This window comes from Curtobacterium luteum, from assembly GCF_014646995.1.
GTDB classification, from domain to species: Bacteria; Actinomycetota; Actinomycetes; order Actinomycetales; family Microbacteriaceae; genus Curtobacterium; species Curtobacterium luteum.
Genome location: NZ_BMOI01000002.1, coordinates 249747 through 271110, shown reverse-complemented (window position 1 = coordinate 271110; position 21364 = coordinate 249747). Strand labels below are relative to the sequence as shown.

Annotated in this window: 16 protein-coding genes and 1 tRNA gene; 6 read left to right on the top strand and 11 right to left on the bottom strand. The window is 71.6% G+C overall.

Annotation, left to right across the window (positions count from 1 at the left end):
- Nucleotides 1–195: 195 nt before the first annotated feature.
- Together IEY20_RS04630 and IEY20_RS04625 are read right to left on the bottom strand one after the other, a co-directional pair.
- On the bottom strand, nucleotides 196–798 hold the full coding sequence (locus IEY20_RS04630) for a TetR/AcrR family transcriptional regulator (protein ID WP_175328083.1): 603 nt from the start codon (nucleotides 796–798) through the stop codon (nucleotides 196–198).
- Between the two features lie 309 nt (nucleotides 799–1107).
- Complete coding sequence (locus tag IEY20_RS04625; RefSeq protein ID WP_175328084.1) at nucleotides 1108–1899, bottom strand: trimeric intracellular cation channel family protein; 792 nt, start codon at nucleotides 1897–1899, stop codon at nucleotides 1108–1110.
- A 69-nt stretch (nucleotides 1900–1968) separates the two neighbouring features.
- On the opposite strand from IEY20_RS04625, the gene efeU reads away from it, so the two are divergent.
- From efeU to IEY20_RS04610, 3 genes are all read left to right on the top strand, one after another.
- On the top strand, nucleotides 1969–3561 hold the full coding sequence (gene efeU / locus IEY20_RS04620; protein ID WP_175328085.1) for an iron uptake transporter permease EfeU: 1593 nt from the start codon (nucleotides 1969–1971) through the stop codon (nucleotides 3559–3561).
- A complete protein-coding gene (gene efeO, locus IEY20_RS04615) occupies nucleotides 3548–4774 on the top strand; it encodes an iron uptake system protein EfeO (protein ID WP_175328086.1) in 1227 nt (408 codons plus the stop codon). The genes efeU and efeO overlap by 14 nt, the downstream gene beginning before the upstream one ends.
- A gap of 322 nt (nucleotides 4775–5096) precedes the next feature.
- A complete protein-coding gene (locus tag IEY20_RS04610; protein WP_229727867.1) occupies nucleotides 5097–6131 on the top strand; it encodes a Dyp-type peroxidase in 1035 nt (344 codons plus the stop codon).
- Between the two features lie 337 nt (nucleotides 6132–6468).
- On the opposite strand, the gene IEY20_RS04605 is transcribed toward IEY20_RS04610, so the two are convergent.
- From IEY20_RS04605 to IEY20_RS04595, 3 genes are all read right to left on the bottom strand, one after another.
- A complete protein-coding gene (locus IEY20_RS04605) occupies nucleotides 6469–8823 on the bottom strand; it encodes a bifunctional metallophosphatase/5'-nucleotidase (protein ID WP_175328088.1) in 2355 nt (784 codons plus the stop codon).
- A gap of 88 nt (nucleotides 8824–8911) precedes the next feature.
- A complete protein-coding gene (locus tag IEY20_RS04600; RefSeq protein ID WP_175328089.1) occupies nucleotides 8912–10726 on the bottom strand; it encodes a thiamine pyrophosphate-requiring protein in 1815 nt (604 codons plus the stop codon).
- A 125-nt stretch (nucleotides 10727–10851) separates the two neighbouring features.
- The gene (locus IEY20_RS04595; RefSeq protein WP_031273869.1) at nucleotides 10852–12006 is read right to left on the bottom strand and encodes a Gfo/Idh/MocA family protein; all 1155 of its coding nucleotides are present in this window, start codon (nucleotides 12004–12006) and stop codon (nucleotides 10852–10854) included.
- 137 nt (nucleotides 12007–12143) lie between these two features.
- On the opposite strand from IEY20_RS04595, the gene IEY20_RS04590 reads away from it, so the two are divergent.
- From IEY20_RS04590 to IEY20_RS04580, 3 genes are all read left to right on the top strand, one after another.
- Nucleotides 12144–13568 carry a glucose-6-phosphate dehydrogenase gene (locus IEY20_RS04590; RefSeq protein WP_175328090.1) on the top strand — a complete coding sequence of 475 codons (1425 nt, stop codon included), beginning with the start codon at nucleotides 12144–12146 and terminating at the stop codon, nucleotides 13566–13568.
- A 141-nt stretch (nucleotides 13569–13709) separates the two neighbouring features.
- Entirely contained in the window at nucleotides 13710–14486 is a 777-nt protein-coding gene (locus IEY20_RS04585) for a dienelactone hydrolase family protein (RefSeq protein ID WP_022904451.1), read from the top strand.
- 105 nt (nucleotides 14487–14591) lie between these two features.
- Nucleotides 14592–14664 (top strand) — tRNA-Arg (locus IEY20_RS04580).
- Between the two features lie 350 nt (nucleotides 14665–15014).
- Here IEY20_RS04580 and IEY20_RS04575 read toward each other — a convergent pair.
- The 6 genes from IEY20_RS04575 to IEY20_RS04550 all read right to left on the bottom strand — a co-directional run bounded on the left by IEY20_RS04575 (nucleotide 15015) and on the right by IEY20_RS04550 (nucleotide 21254).
- Complete coding sequence (locus IEY20_RS04575) at nucleotides 15015–16109, bottom strand: alkene reductase (protein WP_175328091.1); 1095 nt, start codon at nucleotides 16107–16109, stop codon at nucleotides 15015–15017.
- A 52-nt stretch (nucleotides 16110–16161) separates the two neighbouring features.
- Nucleotides 16162–16374, bottom strand: coding sequence for a hypothetical protein (locus IEY20_RS04570; protein WP_022904449.1), 213 nt, complete (start codon nucleotides 16372–16374; stop codon nucleotides 16162–16164).
- Nucleotides 16375–16434: 60 nt separating this feature from the next.
- A complete protein-coding gene (locus IEY20_RS04565) occupies nucleotides 16435–16878 on the bottom strand; it encodes a MarR family winged helix-turn-helix transcriptional regulator (protein ID WP_175328092.1) in 444 nt (147 codons plus the stop codon).
- 186 nt (nucleotides 16879–17064) lie between these two features.
- Nucleotides 17065–19752: an MMPL family transporter gene (locus tag IEY20_RS04560; protein WP_188888935.1), complete on the bottom strand. Its 2688-nt coding sequence runs from the start codon at nucleotides 19750–19752 to the stop codon at nucleotides 17065–17067.
- Nucleotides 19753–19841: 89 nt separating this feature from the next.
- A complete protein-coding gene (locus tag IEY20_RS04555) occupies nucleotides 19842–20495 on the bottom strand; it encodes a TetR/AcrR family transcriptional regulator (RefSeq protein ID WP_175328094.1) in 654 nt (217 codons plus the stop codon).
- Nucleotides 20496–20705: 210 nt separating this feature from the next.
- Nucleotides 20706–21254, bottom strand: a complete 549-nt coding sequence (locus IEY20_RS04550; protein WP_175328095.1) for a GNAT family N-acetyltransferase — start codon at nucleotides 21252–21254, stop codon at nucleotides 20706–20708.
- Between the last annotated feature and the right edge of the window lie 110 nt (nucleotides 21255–21364).

Sequence of the window (21364 nt, the reverse complement as noted above, 5' to 3'; positions counted from 1 at the left end):
GGGGCCGGCGCGCCCGACGGCGGCGGCCTGCCAGCGTGCGAGGTTGTCCGCATGGTGCGAGGTCTGCGCCCTCGCACCGTGTGCGTGTCCTCGCACCGTGCGGCGGGCGCGGGGTTGGCCTCGCACGGTGCGAGGACAGCGAGCCCGACGGCGGCGCGCACGACGCGCACGCCGCGCGCCGACCCCGACCGGCGATCAGCGTGGGCGCACGACCGCCTCGACGAGGGCGGCGATGACGTCGCCCGGGTCGACGCCCGGGAGTGCCTGCGCGTCGAACACCAGCCCGACGTTCGCGGCGATGAGTGCGGTCGCGAAGACGTCGAGCGGCAACCCGGGGTCGACCTCCGGGTGCGCGCCGAACCACAGGTCCACGAGCTCCTGGACGCCGTCCTGCAGCACCTGCCGCTGCCGGACGAACTCCGGCAGGAGCTCGGGGTGACGGAGCACGTAGCCCCGGAACTCGGACAGCAGCGCGAACTGCGTGCTCTGGTCGTGCCGTCCGAAGGCCTGCCGGACGACGTCGCCGAGGTGCACGGAGGCGATCTCGGCGTGCACGAGCTCCTGCAGCGACCCGAGCACCACGTTCGTCGCACGCTGCATGACCTGCGCGACGAGGTCTTCCTTCGAGGTGAAGTTCGAGTACACCGCGCCCTTGCTGAAGCCGGCCCGCGCGGCGACGTCGTCGAGCCGGGCCTCGTGCACGCCCTGCTCGGCGAAGACCTCGCCGCCGGCGGTCAGGAGGCGTTCGCGGACCTCGGCCCGGGGTGTGCGCGATGTTGGTGCAGCGTCGTCGCTCATCTGATCCTGGTTCGACAGTGCCCGTCGCTCGCCGTCGGGTCGACGTACGCGGAGCGTGGGTGGTGGTTCCCCACCATTCTGGCGGGAACGACGACACCCTCCGACAGCACTCGCCGTGCGGACGTCCCCGATCCGCGGAGACCTGCCGCGCCGCGCGTCTGATCCCCGCGCGGCATCAGCGAAGCCCCCTCGGCACGTGATCCGTGCACCGCCGCGTTCGGGTCGCCTCGGTGCTCTGGGCCGCGTGCGCCGGGTTCGATACCCGGCGGTCTCGATCGTACGCCCGGCCGCCGACGCGACGGTAGTCGGTTACGTGTCCTGGCTCTCCGGAGCCTCGTCGTGCCGTTCGTGCACGCTGCCGACGCCCGACCGTCGGCCCGGCCGCCGGAGCAGCCGCAGGGCGTCCGGGCGGACGACCCGCAGACCTCGTCCCCGGCGCAGGAGCGACCCGAGGGCGGACTGCGGCTGCCAGTCGCGGCCGTTCGGCAGGCCCCATCCGCGGCGGACGGCGCCCCACCGCAGGGCGAGCGACAGCACGATCGCGGCGATGATCCCCACCGAAGGGGACCCGAGGAAGGACGCGGCCACCATCACGGCCGACGCGGCGACGGCGACGGTGGCGTAGAGGGCGTTGCCGCCGAACACCGCGGGCACCCGACGGAGGAGCAGATCGCGCATCGCGCCGCCGCCGACCGCCGTGATCGTGCCCATGATGATCGCTGCCGGCCAGCCGAGGCCGGCGTCGAACGTCCGTTGCACCCCGACCACGGACCAGATCCCGATGACCGCGGCGTCGAGGATGGTGAACAGACGGTCCCAGGTCACCTCGGAGAACGACACGAAGAACGCCACGAGTGCGCCGGCGATCGCCACCGGCACGTACAGCGGGTCGACGAGCGCGACGGGCGGTCCGTTCTGCAGCAGGGTGTCCCGCAGGATGCCCCCGCCGAGTCCGGAGACGAAGCCCACGACGAGGAACCCGAACAGGTCGAAGTCCATCGTCCGGGCGATCGAACCGCCCAGGAGAGCGGACGCGAACACGCCGGCGAGGTCGAGCACGTTCGTGACCGATGCCAGGCCCTCGGGGGTCAGCAGGTTCATGAGAACCATCAAACCCCACCCCGCAGGACTGGCGAGCCGAGGTCGGGTTAGGTTAGCCTCACCTACGCCATGCTCGCCACACTCGTCATCGGCCTCCGCGAAGGTCTCGAAACCACGCTCATCGTCGGCATCATCGCCGCCTTCCTGCGTCGCAACCGCGTGCCCCTCGCGCCGATGTGGTTCGGCGTCGGGACCGCCGTCCTGCTCAGCGTCGCCGTCGGCTTCGGACTCCAGCTCGTCGAGCAGGCGCTGCCCCAGGCCGAGCAGGAGGGCATGGAGACCGTCATCGGCATCGTCGCCGTCGTCTTCGTCACCGGCATGATCGTCTGGATGCGGTCGCACGCGCGGAACCTGAGCACCGAGATCGAAGCCAGTGCGACGGCGGCCCTCGGGCGCGGAACCGCATGGGCACTCGCGGGCATGGCATTCCTCGCCGTCCTCAAGGAGGGCTTCGAGACGTCGGTCTTCCTGCTGGCCACCTTCCAGGCCTCGCGCGACACCGGCTCGGCGGCACTCGGTGCGGTCCTCGGCGTGGCGGCCGCGGTCGTCATCGGGTACGGCATCTACACCGGCGGCGTCCGGTTGAACCTCGCGAAGTTCTTCACCGGCACCGGCGTCTTCCTCGTCTTCGTCGCGGCCGGGCTCGTCCTCACCGCGATCCGCCACGCGCACGAGGCCGGCTGGATCGTCATCGGACAGCAGCGCACCGTGGACCTGTCCTGGCTCGCGCCGAACGGGTCCGTCCAGGGCGCGCTCGTCACCGGCGTGCTCGGTGTTCCGCCGGACCCGCGGGTCATCGAGCTGCTCGGCTGGGCGCTCTACCTCGTGCCGGTGCTCGCCCTGTCGCTCTGGCCACGCTCCTGGCGCCCGACGCCGGCACGCGTGCCCCTCGTCCGGACCGTGGTCGCCGGTGGGCTCGCGCTCGCCGCGGTCGTCCTCGCGATCGGGGTTCCGGCCACCGTCGCGACGCCGCGCCTGCCCGACACCGTCCGGCTCGACGGTGACCAGACGAGCCTGACCGCCGACGTCCACGGGACGTCCGGGGTGCTCCGGACGTCGGGGAACGGCGCGCAGTCCGAGACAACACTCCCGGCCTCCGCACACCGCCGGGTCACCCGCGCCGGCGTCACCGCCGACCGCTGGCGGATCACCGGTGCCGGCACGGGAGCCGACCAGCCGAGCAGCCTGACGCTCGACGACCTCGTCGGGCTCTTCGGCCGCATCCCGGTGGGCATCTCCCCGTCGACCAACCCCGGACCGTTCACGGCCTCGTGGTCGACCACGCGGACGACCACCGTCTGGACCGTCGCCGGTGGCGTGCTGGACGCGACCAGCTCGGAACGCGACGTGCTCACGCTGCGCGGCGGGGGCCTCCCGTCCGCCCGGACCACCACCCTGGACCGCGACGTGTGGGGCGTCCCGGACGCCGTCGCCCAGCGCGCCGCCGCGACCGCGGCCGCCGCCGCGACCCGGGGTGCGGAACTGCAGCTCTGGGCGGCGTGGCTGCCCCTCGCGCTCGGCGGCGCCGCCGTCGTGCAGCTGCTGCTCGCCCTCCGCGACCGCCGTCGCACCACCACCCCTGCGCCCGACCCCGACACGACCCTGCCCAGCGGCCCGCCCGCCGCTGACCCCACGAGGAGCCCCGCGTATGCCGCTCGGTAAGACCACCGTCCGTCCCCTGATCACCCTCGGCGCGCTCGGTGCCGTGACCGCGCTCGCCCTGACCGGCTGCGCCTCCGGATCGTCGTCCGCAGCGGGCGACGCGAGCGCCTCCGGCAAGGTCGCACGGGTGACCATCACGCTGACGAACGACGGGTCCGACGCCTGCGCCGTGTCCTCGACGAAGGTCCCCGCCGGCCCGGTCACCTTCACGGTGAAGAACGAGTCGTCGACCGCGATCACCGAGGTCGAGCTGCTGCAGGACCAGCGAATCCTCGGTGAGAAGGAGAACCTGGCACCCGGGCTCGACCCCGTGCACTTCACGGCGACGCTCAGCGGCGGGACGTACCAGGTGTACTGCCCCGGCGCGGCGACCGAGCTCACCGACTTCACCGTCACCGGCAAGGTCGCGGACACCGCGAACAGCAGTGCGGCGACGCTCCTCGCCGACGGCACCAAGGGCTACGCGACCTACGTCGACGGCCAGGTGACGGAGATGGTCACCGCGGTCGAGCAGCTGCAGGCCGACGTCGACAAGGGTGACGTCGACGCGGCGAAGGCCGACTACGCGAACGCCCGCCCGTACTACGAGCACATCGAGAGCGACGTCGACGGCTTCGTCAAGAAGGGCTACAAGGCGACCGACAACGCCGGCAACCTCGACTACCTCATCGACATGCGCGCCTCGAACCTCGACGATGCCGTGGGCTGGAGCGGCTTCCACGCCGTCGAGAAGGACCTCTTCCAGGCGGGCGAGATCACCGCCTCGACGAAGAAGACCGCGGCAGCGCTGACCGAGAACGTCCGGCTCCTCGCGAAGCTCGTGCCGACGCTCGACTACAAGCCCGAGGACCTCGCCAACGGCGCCGCAGGCCTGCTCGAGGAGGTCCAGTCGAACAAGATCACGGGTGAGGAGGAGGCGTACAGCCACATCGACCTCGTCGACCTCGCCGCGAACGTCGAGGGCGCCCGTCAGGCCTTCGCGTACCTCAAGCCGGGGCTGACGAAGACCGACCCGACGCTGACGCAGCAGATCGCGAAGCAGTTCGACGCCACCAACTCGCTCATGGACAGCTACCGCGACGCGGACGGCCTCGGCGGGTTCAAGCCCTGGGACGAGTCCCTGCGGCGCTCCGACGCCAACGCGATCTCGCAGCAGGTCCAGGCGCTGCAGGACCCGCTGTCGCGCCTCGCGGAGAAGGTCGCCACCGCGTGACGACCGAGCACGAGCAGCACCCGGCGGACCCCGACCGGGCGACGGCGCAGCACCCGGCGGACCCCGACCGGGCGACGGCGCAGCACTCGTCGGGGTTCTCGCGCCGCGGTCTCCTCGGCGCCGGCCTGGCCGCCGCTGGAGCCGGGGTCGGCGCGGCCGTCGGCATCGCCGGCGCGGCCGCCGCGACCGGGGTGAACCCCTCGCCGCCGCCACGAACGGCGACGAATCGCTCGACCTCTCGCAGCAGCACCCCTTCTACGCGACGGCCGCCGGCCAGCCGCAGGGCGGCATCCGGACCGTCCCGCAGCGCCACTGCGTCTTCATGACCTTCGACCTGTCGACGTCGGTCGCGACGGACCTGCAGGTGCTGCTCGCCCGGTGGTCGGCCGCGATCGCCCAGCTGCAGGCGGGCAAGACCGTCGGCAGCGTCGAGCCGGCGCACGGCAACGGCGTCGGCGCCGACACCGGCGAGGCCCTCGACCTCGGGCCGGCGTCGCTCACCGTCACGGTCGGCCTCGGACCGGGCGTGTTCGACGAGCGCTTCGGGTTGGCCGACAAGCGTCCGGCGCACCTCGCCGCGATCCCGACCCTGCCGAGCGACAACCTCGACGAGCAACTGACCGGCGGGGACCTCTCCCTGCAGGCCTGCGCGGACGACCCCCAAGTGGCCTACCACGCGGTCCGGGACCTCGCCCGCATGGCCCGCGGCACCGCGACCGTACGCTGGACGGTGCTCGGGTTCGGCCGCGCCTCCGCTGGCCCGTCGCAGTCGACCCCGCGGAACCTCATGGGGTTCAAGGACGGCACCCGGAACGTCACCACGGACGACGAGTTCGACCGCTTCGTGTGGGTCGACCAGCCCGGGGACGGCGCGGCGTGGATGCGCGGCGGTACCTACCAGGTCGTCCGGAAGATCCGGATGAACCTCGAGACGTGGGACGCCGACGTGGTCAGCGACCAGCAGCGGGTGTTCGGTCGGACCAAGATCGACGGGGCACCGCTCTCCGGCGGATCGGAGCACACGACGCCGGACTTCCACGCGGCGCACGGTGACGGGACGACGAAGATCGACGCCCGGTCGCACATCGCCCTCGCGGCGCACGAAGCCAACGGCGGCGTGAAGATCCTCCGCCGCGGGTACAACTACACGGACGGCCTGAACCAGTACGGCCAGCTCGACGCCGGGCTGCTGTTCGCCGCGTACATGAACGACCCGGAGCACTTCGAGCGGCTCCAGCGGAAGCTCGGGGCCTCGGACCGGCTGAACGAGTACGTCTCGCACATCGGCTCGGCGGTCTTCGCGGTCCCACCGGCCCCGCGCAAGGGGTCGTACATCGCCGAGCAGCTCTTCCGCTGACCTGCGGCGGGCGCTGACCTGCGCGGGCGCTGACCAGAGGCTCGCGCGGACCGGCGGCTCGCGCTGACCAGTGTCGACGGACCGGGTGGTGGGTGCCCTCCGTCGTTTCCCTGGAGACGGAGAGCACCCGCGCCGCGGAGTCCGCACCGAGCGGAACCACCGCCGGCGGATGAGAGATGACCCGGCGCGACGCGTCGCGATGCGACAGTGCCGAGGATACGCCGCACCGGCCCGCATGGACAGGGACGTCCCGGACGGGACACCGTACGGACTGGAGGCGCGGTGCCCGCTGGCACCGCGCCTCCAGTCCGTCAGACGGTCGCGTCAGACGGCCGCATCAGTCAGCCGTGCCCGCTGCGGCACGCTGCGCGCGCCCCCGTCGAGCGACCACCAGGCCTGCGACGCCGGCGAGGAGGAGCAGACCGGCCGCGATCGCGGGCCCGGTCAGCTCGGCGCCCGTGAAGGCGAGCTCGTCCGTCGGCACGATCGCGTCGACGTCACCGTCGCCGTCGTCGATCGGCACGCCGGTCCCGGCGCCGCCGTCGACGTCACCGCCGTCCTCGACGCCCGGGAGCGTGCCCGGGTCGGTGGGGTCGGCGGGGTCGGTCGGGTCCGTCCCGGGCTCGGGCTCCGGCTCGGCTGCCGTCTCGGCCGGGATCGTCACCGCGAGGGTGATCGTCTGGCCGCCGGGCAGCGTCACGACGAGGGGCTGCTCGGCCGTCTCGGCTGCGGCGACCGCGCGGGTCGAGGCAGCAGCACGTGCCACCCCGTCGTCGGAGGCCGTTGCGCCGGGGACCGTGAAGGTCAGCGTCGCCGTGCCCTGCTCGTCCGTCTTGTCCACGATGGTCGGGTCGATCGGGGCGCTGGCGAGCTCCTCGTCCCCGGCACCGATCGACACCGATCCTGCTGCGGACGGGTCCTCGCTCGAGAACACGAGCGACGACAGGCGCACCGTGACCTCGTCACCGGGCCGGAAGCCGCCGTCCGGCGTGGGGGAGACCGTGACCCCGACCGCACGCTGGTCCTTCGGCGGCGTCACGACGGGGTTCGCCGCGAAGTAGTCGACCTGAGCCTGGAGGTCGACCTGGCCCGAGTCGGCGATGTTCTTCCCGGTCGTGAACGCGGAGAACTTGTCGCCGCCGGTCGAGAGGAACGAGTTGACCGTGACCTTGAGCGTGTCGGTGAGGGCGATCGGCTCGCCGTCGAGCGTCATCGTGGTGATGCGCTCCCCACGACCCTTCGCGGGGTCGTAGGTGTAGGCGAAGCCGTCGGAGACGCCGAGCTTCAGGAAGGGGCGGTCCGAGCCGTCCGGCTGCCACTGCTGCTCGAGCGCGTCCTTGATCTGCTGACCGGTCATGTCCTCGGTGACGAGGGTGTTCGCGAACGGTTGGACGAGCGCCGCCTCCTTGTAGGTCACGGTGCCGTCCGGATCGTTCGCGCCGCTCGACCTGTACAGGATGTCGGTGCGCAGGCCGCCGGGGTTCATGAAGGCGACCTGCGAGCCGTTCCGGGCGGTGGCGGCTCGCTGCACCTCGGCGATGTTGTTGCCGAGCACCGACTCCCCGCCGCGGTTCTCGCTCGTGCGGTCCGACTGGACGGCGCGGCGGAGGTCGCCGGTGACCTTCCCGAGCGGCTTCGCGCCCTCGACCTCGGCGACGGCCTTCGCGTCGGCGACGATCCCCGCGACCTCGGCGACCGACGAGGTGTCGGTCGCGGTGCGCGGGTCGGTGTTGACCGGCGTGACCTCGGCCGAGATGTCGGTGAGCTGCTTGTCCGCGTCCACCGTCAGCTGCAGGTGCCCGTAGTTGACGCCGTAGGAACCGGTCTGGATGACGGGGCGGAGCTCGCCCGTCGGCCCGGCGATCTCGTGGTCGTACGAGAAGTGGGTGTGCGCCGAGACGATCGCCGAGACCCGCTCGTCGACGCCGGCGGCGATCTTCGCGAAGGTGCTCGACCCGGTCGCGTCGGCGATGTTGCTCGACGCCGCCCCCTCGTGCACGAGGAGCACGAGCACGTCGGCCTCGCCGTTGTCCGGGTCGCCGTCGGTGAGCTCGTCAGCGTACTTGTTGACCTGGCTCACCACCGGGGCCATCTCGAGCCCCTCGACCCCGCCGGGGCTGACGAGTCCGGGGATGAGGTCCTCGGTCGTCGCGCCGATGAAGCCGACCTCGACCCCGCCCTTCTCGACGATCTGGTACGGCGTGAAGGCCGGCGTGGTCGTGCCCTCCTCGACGATGTTCGCCGAGACGTACTGCCAGTCCGCGGCCGCCTCGATGCGGTCGGTGAAGTCGTCCTGACCCTTGTCGAGCTCGTGGTTGCCGATCGCGCTGACGTCGAGCCGCATCGCGTTCAGGGCCTCGATGGTCGGGGTGTCCTGCTGGATGAGCGACGTGAAGGTCGATGCGCCGACGTTGTCGCCCGCGCTCGTGAAGATCGTGTTCGGGTTCGCCTCACGCCAGGACTGCACCACGGTCGCGAGCCGAGCGGCACCGGCGGCCTTGTCGGCGGTCGTGCCCTCGGACTCGATCCGACCGTGGAAGTCGTTGATGTCGACGATGTCGATCGTGGTGTCACCGTCGGCAGCGCTGGCGACGGACGGGACGGACAGCGCGACGAGGACGCCCGCCGTGGCGAGCGCTGCGCCCGCGACGACGCGCCCACGACGCGTTCGGGAGTGGTGGGAAGTGTTCATCGGCGACGAACCTAGGAGAACGCACAGGCGACACGCCAGCTGACCCCCGAACGCGTCACACGATGTTCACACGGGCACCACGTGGTGGTCAGTCGCGGCCGAGGGCGCCCTTCACCCGCTCGACGGCCTCCGCGGCCATCGCCTTCGCCGAGTCCTTCACGACGTCGAGCTCGACCGGGTCGCCCTTGAGCAGGCTCTTCGCGGTGTTGATCGCGTACTCCGCCGTGATGTGCGGAGGGAGCGGCGGCACGCTGCGGCTGACGTACGCGTCGATCACGGTCACCCCGGGGTTCGCGAACGCCCGCTCGACGGCCGCGTCGACCTCGCTGTCGTCGTGCACCGCGATGCCGGTGAACCCGAGGAGCTCGGCGTACCCGGCGTAGTCCATCGTCTCGACGTCCTGCGAGCCGCGCCACATCGGGTTGCCGTCCTCGGTCCGCATCTCCCACGAGACCTGGCCGAGGTCGTCGTTGTGCATGATCACGATGACGAGCTGCTGGTTCGGCCAGTTCGCCATGTACTTCTTCACGGTGATGAGCTCGTTCATCCCGAGCATCTGGAACGCGCCGTCGCCGATCGTGCAGACCGCCGGCGCGTCCGGGAACGCGAACTTCGCCGCGACGGCGTACGGCATCGCCGCGAGCATGGTCGCGAGCCGGCCGGACATGTCGCCGTGCATGCCCCGACGGAGCCGGATGTGGTGGCCGTACCAGTCCGCCGTGGTGCCCGCGTCGCAGGTCACGGTGACGCGCTCGGGCAGCCGTTCGTTCACCGCGCGGATGACCCGGCGCGGGTTGACCCCGTCGCTGTAGGAGACCTCGGCCTGGCGGGCCATCTCGGCCTCCCACTCGCGCATCTCGTCGGCGAGCTGCTCCTGCCACGAGTGGTCGGTGGTCTGCTCCAGGAGCGGCATGACGGCGTCGAGCGTCGCACCGACGTCGCCCCAGAGGTTGAGCTCGGTCGGGTACCGCAGGCCGAGCTGCTCGGGCTTGATGTCGACCTGCACGCCCCGCGCCTGCCCCGACTTCGGCAGGTACTCGCCGTAGGGGTAGTTCGTCCCGAGGAGCACGATCGTGTCGCACTCCTTGATCTGCGTCAGGGAGGGCCGGGAACCGAGCAGCCCGACCTGCTGCGTGTGGTACGGCACGTCCGACGGCACGACGTCCTTGCCGCGGAGCGCGGTGATGATCCCGGCGCCGGTCCGCTCCGCCGCCGCGAGCACCTGGTCCGTGGCGCCGCGGGCGCCGGCTCCGACCAGGAAGGTGATCTTCTTCCCGGAGTTCAGGATCTCCGCGAACCTCCGGACGTCGTCGGCCGACGGCGTGATCCGCGTCGAGGCCGGCACGTCGCTCGACCGGGAGACCCAGTGCTCGGCCGCGGGCTCCTCCCACGCCATCGCCTGCACGTCGTGGGGGAGCACCACCACGGCGGGCTGCTTCCGCAGCATCGCGGTGCGGAACGCCGTGTCGATCACCACCCCGGCGGCGTCCGGGGACGCCACGGTCTCGACGTAGCAGGCCACGTCGGCGAACACGCGCTCGAGGTTCGACTCCTGCTGGGTGAACGACCCGATCGACGCGAGTCCCTGCTGCCCGACGATCGCGACCACCGGCTGGTTGTCCATCTGCGCGTCGTACAGCCCGTTGAGCATGTGGAACGCACCGGGGCTCGAGGTGGCGACGCAGACCCCGACCTCGCCGGTGAACTTCGCGTGCGCGGTGGCCATGAGCGCCGCGATCTCCTCGTGGGTCGGCCGCACGTACTCGAGGGCGCGCTCGCTGCCGTCGGCCTTGCCGAGGGCGCCGTCGAACGCGCCGATCCCGTCACCCGGGTAGCCGAAGACCCGGGTCACGCCCCAGGACTTGATGCGGTCGATGACGAAGTCGCTCACGGTCGTGCTCATGGCTCCAGCGTGCATCCCGCTTGCTGTGCGCGCTCAGACTGGAGGCCCGGATCACGTGACCGACGTCGGTCACGTGATCCGGGCCTCCAGTCGGTCCGGTCCGACCCCCGGCCGGACGCGAGTGCTCAGCCGATCGTCCGCCAGTCGCGTGCGGCCGCGCTCCGGACCACGGCCTCGATGATCGCCGCGGCCCGGGCGCCGTCCGCGAACGTCGGCAGCCCCTCGGGCGACCCGCCCCGGACTGCCTCGTACGTGTCCGAGACGAACGCGGTGAACGCGTCGAGGTACCCCTGCGGGTGCCCGGCCGGCACCATCGCCAGGCGTCGCTGGTCGGGCACGCCCTGCGACGGGTCCCGGACCACGATCTGCGCCCCGCGGTCGGTGCCGAACCAGGCGGACTCGGGCTGCTCCTGGTCGAAGGCCGCGGAGCCGAGCGTGCCGTCCACCTCGAACCAGAGCCGGTTCTTGCGCCCGGCGGAGACCTGCGAGATGACGACGTTGCCGATGCGCCCGGCCTCGGTCCGGAAGGTGGCGACGGCGGTGTCCTCCGTCGTGACCTCGGCGCGCTCGCTGGCGTCCGCGACCGGATCGGGGTCGGGGGAGCCGGAGAAGGACGGACCGGACGCCGCCGGTCGGGTCGGGTACACGACGTCGGTCGCTGCCGACACCTCGACGAACCGCTGCCCCGTGACGAACTCCACGAGGTCGCACCAGTGCGAACCGATGTCCGCGAAGGCGCGCGAGACGCCGCTCGACGACGGGTCCACCCGCCACGACGACGCGTCCTCGTCGAGCATCCAGTCCTGGAGGTAGTGCCCGTGCACGGCGAGCAGCCGACCGAGCTCGCCGTCCGCGACCCGGGCCCGGATCTCGCGCACGATCGGGTGGTAGCGGTACACGAACGGGACCGTCGCGACGACGCCGGCCTCGGCGGCCGCGGCGACGAGCTCGTCCGCCTGGGCCGGGTCGAGCGCCAGCGGCTTCTCGCACACCACGTGGATGCCGGCACGGATGGCCGCGAGCGACTGGGGGTGGTGCTGCCCGTTCGGGGTGCAGACGTGCACGACGTCCGGGGCGTCCGCGATCACCTCGTCGAGCGAGGCGTAGCCCCGCGGGAGGCCGAGCTGCGCGGCGACCTGCTCCGAGCGCGCCGGCGTGCGACCGAGGACGCCGAGCACCTCCGCGCCCGAGGCGGCGGCGGCCCGGACGTGGACGCCCGCGATCATGCCCGTCCCGATCACTGCGACGCGGAGGCGCCGCCCGTCGTGCTCACTGCTCATCGTGCTCCCTCGCGCCGGACTGCCCCCACCGTATCGGCGAGACCGGAGGCACGCCCGGAGCGGGCGCCGGTGCACGCGACCCGACGGCACGGCCCCGGACCCGGCCACCTGCAGGACTCGTGAGTACGGTCTGGGGCATGTCGAGCCTCCAGACCACCCTGCTCATCCTCGGTGCCAGCGGCGACCTGTCGAAGCGGCTGCTGCTCCCCGGCCTCGCGACCCTCCTGGAGGTGAAGGAGGACTGGGACGTGCAGCTCGTCGGCGCCGGCACGGAGGACCTGTCGGACGACGACTGGAAGCGTCTCGTGCACGACGCGTTCGAGAACGCACAGGCGTCGAAGAACGAGGAGGACGAGGGCGCGCACGACGGGTCCGAGCGGCTGAGCGCCCGACTCCGCGCCGTCGTCGAGGCGTCGAGCTACCGCAAGTCGGACGTCACCAGCGCGGACGACCTGAAGGCCCTGCTCGCCGACTGCCAGCACGACCCGGCGGTCTACTTCGCGCTCCCGCCCGCCGTCACCGAGAAGAGCTGCGAGGTGCTGGCCGGGCTCGACCTCCCGCAGGGCACCCGCTTCGCGCTCGAGAAGCCGTTCGGCACCGACGCCCGGAGCGCCGAGCACCTCAACGACGTCCTGCACGGGTTCCTGCCCGAGGAGCGCATCCACCGCGTCGACCACTTCCTCGGTCGGTCCACCGTGCTCAACCTGCTCGGGCTCCGGTTCGCGAACCGCATCATCGAGCCGCTGCTCTCGTCGCAGCACGTCGAGCGCATCGACATCGTCTACGACGAGACCCTCGGGCTCGAGGGCCGCGCCCGCTACTACGACAAGGCGGGCGCCCTCGTCGACATGATCCAGAGCCACCTGCTCCAGGTGATGGCCGTCGTCGCGATGGAGGCCCCCGCGTCGATCGACGCCGACGACCTCCGCACGCAGAAGGAGCTCGTCCTCCGTGCCGTCCGGCCCTGGGGCGGTGACGCGGTGGCCGCGGGCAAGCGTGCCCGCTACACCGCGGGGACCATCGGTGATCGTCAGCTGCCGAGCTACGTGGACGAGGAGGGTGTGGACCCCTCGCTCGGCACCGAGACCCTCGCCCAGCTCACCCTCGAGGTCGCGAACTGGCGGTGGGCCGGCGTCCCGATCACGCTCCGCTCCGGCAAGGCGCTCGGGAAGCAGCGTCGCGAGATCATCATCACGTTCAAGGACTCCCCGCACGTGCCGAACGGGCTGACCGGGGCCGAACTGCCCGACCGGCTCCGCATCTGGATCGCCCCGGACGAACTCCAGCTCGAGCTCAACGTGAACGGCCCCGGCGACCCGTACACGATCGACCACACGGCGCTGTCGGTGACGTTCAACCCCGGTCGGCTGAGTGCCTACGGCGAGGTGCTCGCCGGGGTCCTCGAGGGCGACGCCACCCTGTCGGTCCGTGGCGACAGCGCCGTGCAGGGGTGGAAGGTCGTCGAGCCGTTCCTGCAGGCCTGGCGAGACGGCCGCGTGCCCCTGGACGACTACGCCGCCGGGACCGAGGGGCCCGAGGGCTGGGACAACATCGACGCCTGACCGGCGGACCACCGGACGGGAGGCACGTGGCGGGTCCGCCACGTGCCTCCCGTCCGTCATCCGGTCACCACGCGCCGGAGGCCGGCCGGGTCCGGGTCCGGGGGAAGGCCCGTCCCGGGTCCGGCGGCGTAGCGTCGCAGCGTGACCACCATCGACGACATCCTGCAGACCGTTCCCGACCCCGCCGGCGCCGACGTGCGCGTCGAGACCGTGCGGTACGACCACGACGGGACCGCCCTCGAGGGCGTGCTCGCGAAGGACCACGCCATCGCCGGCCCGCGCCCCGCGGTGCTCGTCGTCCACGACTGGCACGGCGTCAACGAGCACGTCCACGCCCGCGTCACGATGCTCGCCCGACTCGGGTACGTCGCGTTCGGCGCCGACATCTACGGCGCCGGCATCCGTCCGGGCGACGACACCGCCGGGCAGGTCGCCGGCTCGTTCTACCAGGACCTCCCGCTGCTCCGCGCCCGCGCGCTCGCCGGGTTCGAGCAACTCCGACAGGACCCGGACGTCGACCACACCCGGATCGTCGTCATGGGGTACTGCTTCGGCGGGTCGACCGCCCTCGAGCTCGCGCGGACCGGGGCGGACCTCGTCGGGGCGGTGTCGTTCCACGGCGGGCTCATCGCCCACGACCCCTCCGACGCGCACCAGATCCGGGCGAAGCTCCTCGTGCTCACCGGTGGAGCGGACCCGATGGTCCCCGACGAGAAGGTCCACGAGTGGCAAGACGAGATGCGCTCGGCGCCGGAGGTCGACTGGCAGGTCGTCACCTACTCCGGCGCGATGCACGCGTTCGCCGTCCCGGGCACGGACGCCCCGGACCACGGCGCGCAGTACCAGGCGACCGCGGACCGTCGGTCGTGGCAGGCGCTCCAGACGTTCCTCGGCGAGGTGTTCGACGAGGAGGCCTGAGCCGGCCCGGCGTCGGCGCGACACGCCGAGCGGCCGCGCGGGAGGGGCTCGATTGGCGCGAGTGGCTGCACCTGTTGTAGAGTCTTCCACGGCCGCAAACGCCACGCGCTCGTAGCTCAATGGATAGAGCATCTGACTACGGATCAGAAGGTTGGGGGTTCGAGTCCCTTCGAGCGCACACTGTTTGAGACAGCAGGGATGACGCCCTCGGTTCCACTCGGACCGGGGGCGTCTTCTGTTTCCCGGGTGTCGTGTTCCCGGGTGTCGTGTTCCCGGGTTTCGTGGCTCCCGCTGCCGTCGATGCGCCGTCGTCGAACGACGCCGTCGTCGTCGCACGACGACGGCGATGTCGTTCGTTGCGTCCGCTACTTGCCGGCGCGTGCACGGAACGACGCCGTCGTCGTCGCACGACAGCGGTCCCGTCGTCCCCCAGCGACGCCCGCGTGAGCGCCGACGCACCCCCGGGACAGACGGGAGGCGCGGTGCCAGCCGGCACCGCGCCTCCCGTCCGTCAGGCGGCTCCGTCGATCACGCGACCGGCGTGCGCAGCTCGGCGAGCGTCGGGTAGTCCGTGTAGCCCTCGGCGCTGGCCCCGTAGAACAGCTCCGGACGCGGCTCGTTGAGCTCCTCGTCCTGCTCCCAACGGAGCGCGAGGTCCGGGTTCGCGATCGCGGGACGACCGACGGCGACGGCGTCCACGTGCTCGGAGTCGAGCAGCGCGATGGCCTCGTCGCGCGTGGTCACCGACGAGAAGCCGGAGTTCGCGATGAACGGTGCGCCGGCGGTGCGGCGGATGGTCTGCACGAGCTCCGACGTGACGTCGGCCTGCAGCACGTCGACGAACGCGAGTCCGAGGGGTGCGAGGCCCTCGGCAACCGCCGTGTAGGTGGCGATGACGTCGGCGTCGTCCTCCTCGAGCACGCCCTGGATGTTGTGCTGCGGCGAGAGGCGGATGCCGACCCGGTCCGCGCCGATGGCCTCGGCGATGGCCGTGGTGACCTCGACGGCGAAGCGGGCGCGGTTCTCGGGGGAGCCGCCGTACTCGTCGGTGCGGGTGTTCGAGACGGGGGAGAGGAACTCGTGCACGAGGTAACCGTTGGCACCGTGGACCTCGACACCGTCGAGTCCGGCGGCGATCGCGTTGCGAGCGGCCTGGACGAAGCCCTGGACGGCCTCGCGGACCTCGGCGGTGGTCAGCTCGTGCGGCACGGGCATGTCCGCCTTGCTGCCGTCGGCGAGGTGCGTCTGGCCGGGGGCGGCGATCGCGCTCGGGCCGACGATGCGCGGCGTCTCGGAGATCGACGTGTGGGAGACGCGGCCACCGTGCATGAGCTGCATGACGATCGTGCCGCCCTCGGCGTGCACGGCGTCGGTGACGCGGCGCCAGCCGGCGACCTGCTCGTCGGTCTCGATGCCGGGCTGGCCGGGGTACGAGCGGCCCTCTTGGACGGGCCAGGTGCCCTCGGTGATGATCATGCCCATGCCGGCACGCTGGCGGTAGTGCTCGACGAGCAGGTCGTTCGGGATGCCCTGGGCGCCCGCGCGCGTGCGGGTGAGCGGGGCCATGACGATCCGGTTGCGGAGGTGCAGTGCGCCGAAGTCGGCGGGTTCGAAGAGCTTCACGTGTCCGTTCAACCACGTGTTGTCGGGTGCAATTCCTTCTCGGAGGGGATCGTCAGCGAGCGGGGCACACCAGCGTCGACGAACGTACCTGACCCTCGGGCCGGATCACCTGGTGCAGCGACAACGGCTGACCGCAGATCGGGCACGCGCGGTCGACCGTCCGGTCGTCGACGCCCTCGGGGTGTCCGGCGCCGATCTGCGACGGCCCCATCTTCTCGATGAGCGTGGTGTTCCACTTCTCGTACCAGCGGGCGAAGCGTCCCATCACCGGTCCTTTCATTCGTACACGAACCATTGTGGCACGAAGTGTCCGCTCGGGCCAGGGTCAGACGACGTCGACGCGCTCCAGCAGTTCGGTCAGTTCGTCCTTGAGGGCCTCGAGTCGTGCGAGCGGCCAGCCGAGTCGGTCGGCCACCGCGAGCGGGACGGCCTCGGCTCGGTCCCGGAGCGTCCGTCCGGCGGTGGTCAGGGACACCTCGAGCTGCCGTTCATCCGCCGCGCTCCGAGTCCGTCGGACGTAGCCGGAGGCCTCGAGGCGCTTGAGCAGTGGACTGAGCGTCGCCGAGTCGAGCCGGAGCTCGCCGGCGATCTCGCGCACGGACCTCGGGTCGTGTTCCCAGAGTGCGAGCATCACGAGGTACTGGGGGTGCGTCAGGCCCATCGGCTCGAGCAGGTCCCGGTACAGGCCGATGACGCTCCGGCTCGTCGCGGCGAGGGCGAAGCAGAGCTGCCGGTCGAGGGCGAGGGGGTCGGCGTCGATCGCGGTCATGCGGTCACCTTACCCTTCGTGCACGAACGGTCGGCGAACGACGGTGGGACCGGCCGTACTCGGCAGGGGGAAGGACCAAGGACGCCCGGTCCGGCCAGGCACGCCCCACGGGCCACGCACTGGAGGCGCGGTGCCGGTCTCGTGGACCGGCTCCGCGCCTCCAGGCGGTCGCGTCGGTGCGGCGCGCTACGCGCGGTGCGTCGGCGTGTGACCCTCGTGCGGGTTCGCGTCCGGCTCCACCGGCGCGGCGTGCGCCCCGTGGTGCTCCGCACCCGCATCCGGCCCACGCCCGCCGGCCGGGTGCGCCCGCTCGAGCTTCGCGCCCTCGACGTCGACGTCCGGCAGGATCCGGTCGAGCCACTTCGGGATCCACCACGCGCTCCGACCGAGCAGGTGCATGATCGCCGGGATCAGCAGCATGCGGACCACGAACGCGTCGAGGAGGACACCGAACGCGAGCCCGAAGCCGATCGGCTTGATCGTCGACGAGTCCGAGAAGATGAAGCCCGCGAACACCGAGATCATGATGATCGCCGCCGCCGTGACCACTGCCCGACCGGCGTGCAGGCCCCGCTGGACCGCGACCTTGGCCGAGGCTCCGTGGGCGTACGCCTCCCGCATGCCGGACACCAGGAACAGCTGGTAGTCCATCGCGAGCCCGAACAGGATGCCGATCTCGATGATGGGCAGGAAGCTCAGGATGGGTGCCGGGTCGTGCACGCCGAACACCGATCCGAGCCAGCCGAACTGGTAGATCGCGGTCAGACCACCGAACGACGCGAGCACGGACAGGATGAACCCGGCCGTCGCGGTGATCGGCACGAGGAACGACCGGAACACGATGATCAGGATGATGAGCGACAGCCCGACGACGACCGCGAGGTAGAGCGGCAGCACGTTCGAGAGCTTCTCGGACACGTCGATGTTCGCGGACGCGTTGCCCGCGACGCCGAGCGTGGCCGTGCCGTCGTCGACGCTGACCTGCTGCGTGCGGAGGTCCTGCACGAGCCGCTCCGTCGAGACGCTGTCCGGGCCTCCGGCCGGCTTGACCTGGAAGGCGATGATGTCCCGGTCCTCCGACGCGCCGATGGGCAGCACGGCCTTGACGTCGTCGTTCTTCGCGAGCGCCTGGCCGATCGTGACCTCGGTCGCGGTCACGTCGTCCTCGCTGATCGCCTTCGGCAGGTCGGCCACGACGAGCAACGGTCCGTTCTGTCCGGCGCCGAACTCGTCGGACAGGGTCTTGTACGCCTTGTACTGCGACGAGTCGACGGCCTCCGACGCGCCCGTGGGCAGGCCGAGTCGCATCTGCGTGGCAGGCAGGGCGATCGTGCCGAGGACGGCGATGCCGGCGACGAGCGTGATGACCGCGCGCCAGGTCGACATCGGCGCGTTCGGCACCCGGATCGAGTCGGTGTTGCCGATGCGCTCCCGCTCCTTCCGGCGCAGGATCCGCATGCCGAGCAGCGAGAGGAGCGCCGGGGTGAACGACGTGGCGATGAGGATCGCGAAGAACACCGCGACCGCGCCGACCGTGCCCATGAGGCCGAGGAACGGGATGCCGGTGATGTTGAGCGCGAGCAGGGCGACGATGACGGTGGTCCCGGCGAACACCACGGCGTTCCCGGAGGTGCCGTTCGCGAGCCCGATCGACTCGTGCACGTCCATGCCGGCCTTCAGCTGCGTCCGGTGCCGGTTCAGGATGAACAGCGAGTAGTCGATGCCGACCGCCAGCCCCAGCATCACTCCGAGCACGGGCGTGACGGAGATGAACTCCACGAGGCTCGAGAACGACAGCGAGGCGAGGGTCGCGACGCCGACGCCGAGCACCGCGGACACCAGCGGGATCGCCGCACCGATGACCGTCCGGAGCATCAGGAACAGCACGATCGCGGCGATGATGACGCCGATGATCTCCCCGGGACCGAGGATCGACGGCACGCCCTGCGCGATGTCGTTGGAGACGTAGACGTCCACGCCGCTGATCTTCGCCGCGTCGGCCTTGTCCGAGATGGCCTGCTTCGTGGTCTGCGGGACCTCGTAGGTCGACTTCGTGAACTGCACGGTGCCGATCGCAGCGGCGTCGTTCGACGACACGAACCGGATGTCCTTCGACAGGTCGAGCAGCTTCGAGCCCTGCTCGAGCTCCTGCTCGCTGTCGTCGAGCTTCTGCTCGTTCGCGTCGAGCTTCTCCGTGTTGGCGTCGATGGTCTTCTGCGCCGCGGTGATCTGCTGCTCGCCGGCGGTGAGCTGCTGCTGCTGGGCGTCGATCTGCGCCTGCGCCTGCTGCAACTGTGCCTGCGCGGCCGCGGACGCAGCGGCTCCCGCTGCCTGGGCCTGCGCCTTCTGCCCGTCGAGCTGCTGCTGCGCCTGGTCGATCTTCGCCTGGCCGGACTCGAGCTGCGCCTTCTGCGCGTCGAGCTGGTCCTGCCCGTCCGCGATCTGCTTCCGGCCGTCGGCGATCTGCTCGCGCCCGTCGCTGATCTGCTTCCGGCCGTCGACGATCTTCTGCCGCTGGTCGTCGAGGCGCTGCTGCAGGGTGAAGCCGTCGGAGACGCTCTTGACGCCGCTCTCCTCCGTGAGCCCGTCGAGGAAGTCCTTGACCTCCGACTTCTGCGCGCTCGTGAACGCCTTGCCGTCCGTCGTGGCGAACACCAGGGTGCCGGTGCCGCCGTTCGCCGACGGGAACTTGTCCGCGAGCTCGTCCTGGACCTGGCTGGTCTTGGTGTTCGGGATCGAGATCGACGACGAGATCGAGCCGGCGAACAGGCTGTAGGTGAGCCCGGCGATGCCCATGATCACGACCCACGCGATGATCACGAGCCAGTGCCTGCGGGCGGAGAATCGCCCGAGTCGGTAGAGGAGACCGGCCATGCGGAGAGCCCCGTTCCTTTCGTGGTGCTGCGGTTGTGCGGTCGGGGTGCGCCGGTGGACCCCGCGGGTGGTCGGGAGGAGGACGAGCCTCAGTCGGTCGGCATGTAGCCGCTGCGGACGCTGTGGATCAGCCTGCTCAGCAGGGCGTCCCAGGCGTCGAGTGCGTCCTGGTCGAGCGGTGAGCCGTCGATCTCGCCGGCGTGCTCCTGCAGCCAGTGGTCGGCGATCACGACGATGCCGCTCATGAGCGACTCGACGAGCAGCGCCGCGTCGAGGGCGTCCGCGGCCGGGTACCGACGGCGCACCTCGTCGCGGAGGCGCTCGGTCACCCGCGCGAAGGCCGTCTGGGTGAGCACGGCCGCCTTCGGGTCGGACTTGCCGGGTTCGCCGAGCGTCCGGTACATGCCGGCGATCGCCGGGGCGAGGTCGGCTCCGCGGGCGGCGGACCCGATCTCCTCGAACATCGACGCCCGGCTGCCGTCACCGACGGGGGTGTTCGCGATGTCCGAGAGGAACCGGTCGATGATGACCGAGAGCTCCTCCTCGCAGACGGTGAGCAGGACCTCGTCCAGCGACGCGAAGTGGTTGAACACGGTGCGGCGTGCGACGTCGGCCCGCGCCGCGAGGTCGTCGACGCTGAACTCCCGGCCGCCGCGCTCGTGGATGAGGTCGCGAGCGGCCTGCAGCAGCGCGGCACGGTGCCGCGCCTTGAGCGCGGCACGGCGGTCGGGAGCGAGGGTCACGTACGTAGACACTAGGTGCATCGATGCACTCGGTGCAACGACTCGGGGTGCACCTTCAGGTTCGTCCCCCGGTCGCTGATCGCGACCACGTGACGGCCGGGAGGCCCGTGGCGGCGCCGCCACGGGCCTCCCGGCCGTCACCGGGTCGTCTCGACCCTCCTCGGGTCACCCCCCGCGCGCTCGCCGCGGGACGCGGGCCGCGTGTCGCGGTCAGCGTGGGTCGTCGTCCCAGGGGACCGGCGTCGTGGTGCCGGACTCCCAGTCGCGGCGCAGCACCCCGTAGGCGACCGACGCGAGCGGAGCGCCGCCCTCGACCGGCCAACCGTCCCGGTAGTGCGCCTCCTTCACCCAGCCGGCGCGCAGGAACACGCGGCGCATGGCGGTGTTGTCCTCCCGGGTCTGCCCTTCGAACCGCGTGACCTCGGGCATCGAGGTGAACACGTGGTCCGTCGCCGCCCGGAGCGCCGGGACGCCGAGTCCCCGGCCGCGGTGCTCGCCGGCGATCCGGAGGTCGAACAGCGGCACCGGGTCCGCGAGGTCCTCGAGCCGCAGCACGCCGACGCGGCCGTGCTCGTCGTCGTCGAGCCAGTACGACCGGTGCTCGTCGTCGTCCCACGCTCCGGCATCGATCGCCCGCTCTGCGTCCCCCGTGCTGGTGCGCGGACGCACGTGGAAGGGGAAGTCCTCGGTCGTCAGGAAGGCGAGCAGGGCCTCCCGATCGGCGCCGGTCGGGTCGAGTCGGGTGAGCTGGACGGCCATGCGGGCCACGCTACCGGCGCGGGGTTTCCCGCACGCCCCTGCGGGATGCCGCCGTCGACGCCCCGAGGGGGCGCGCGAGATCGTTCCGTGCGCGAACCTGTCGGTGGCAG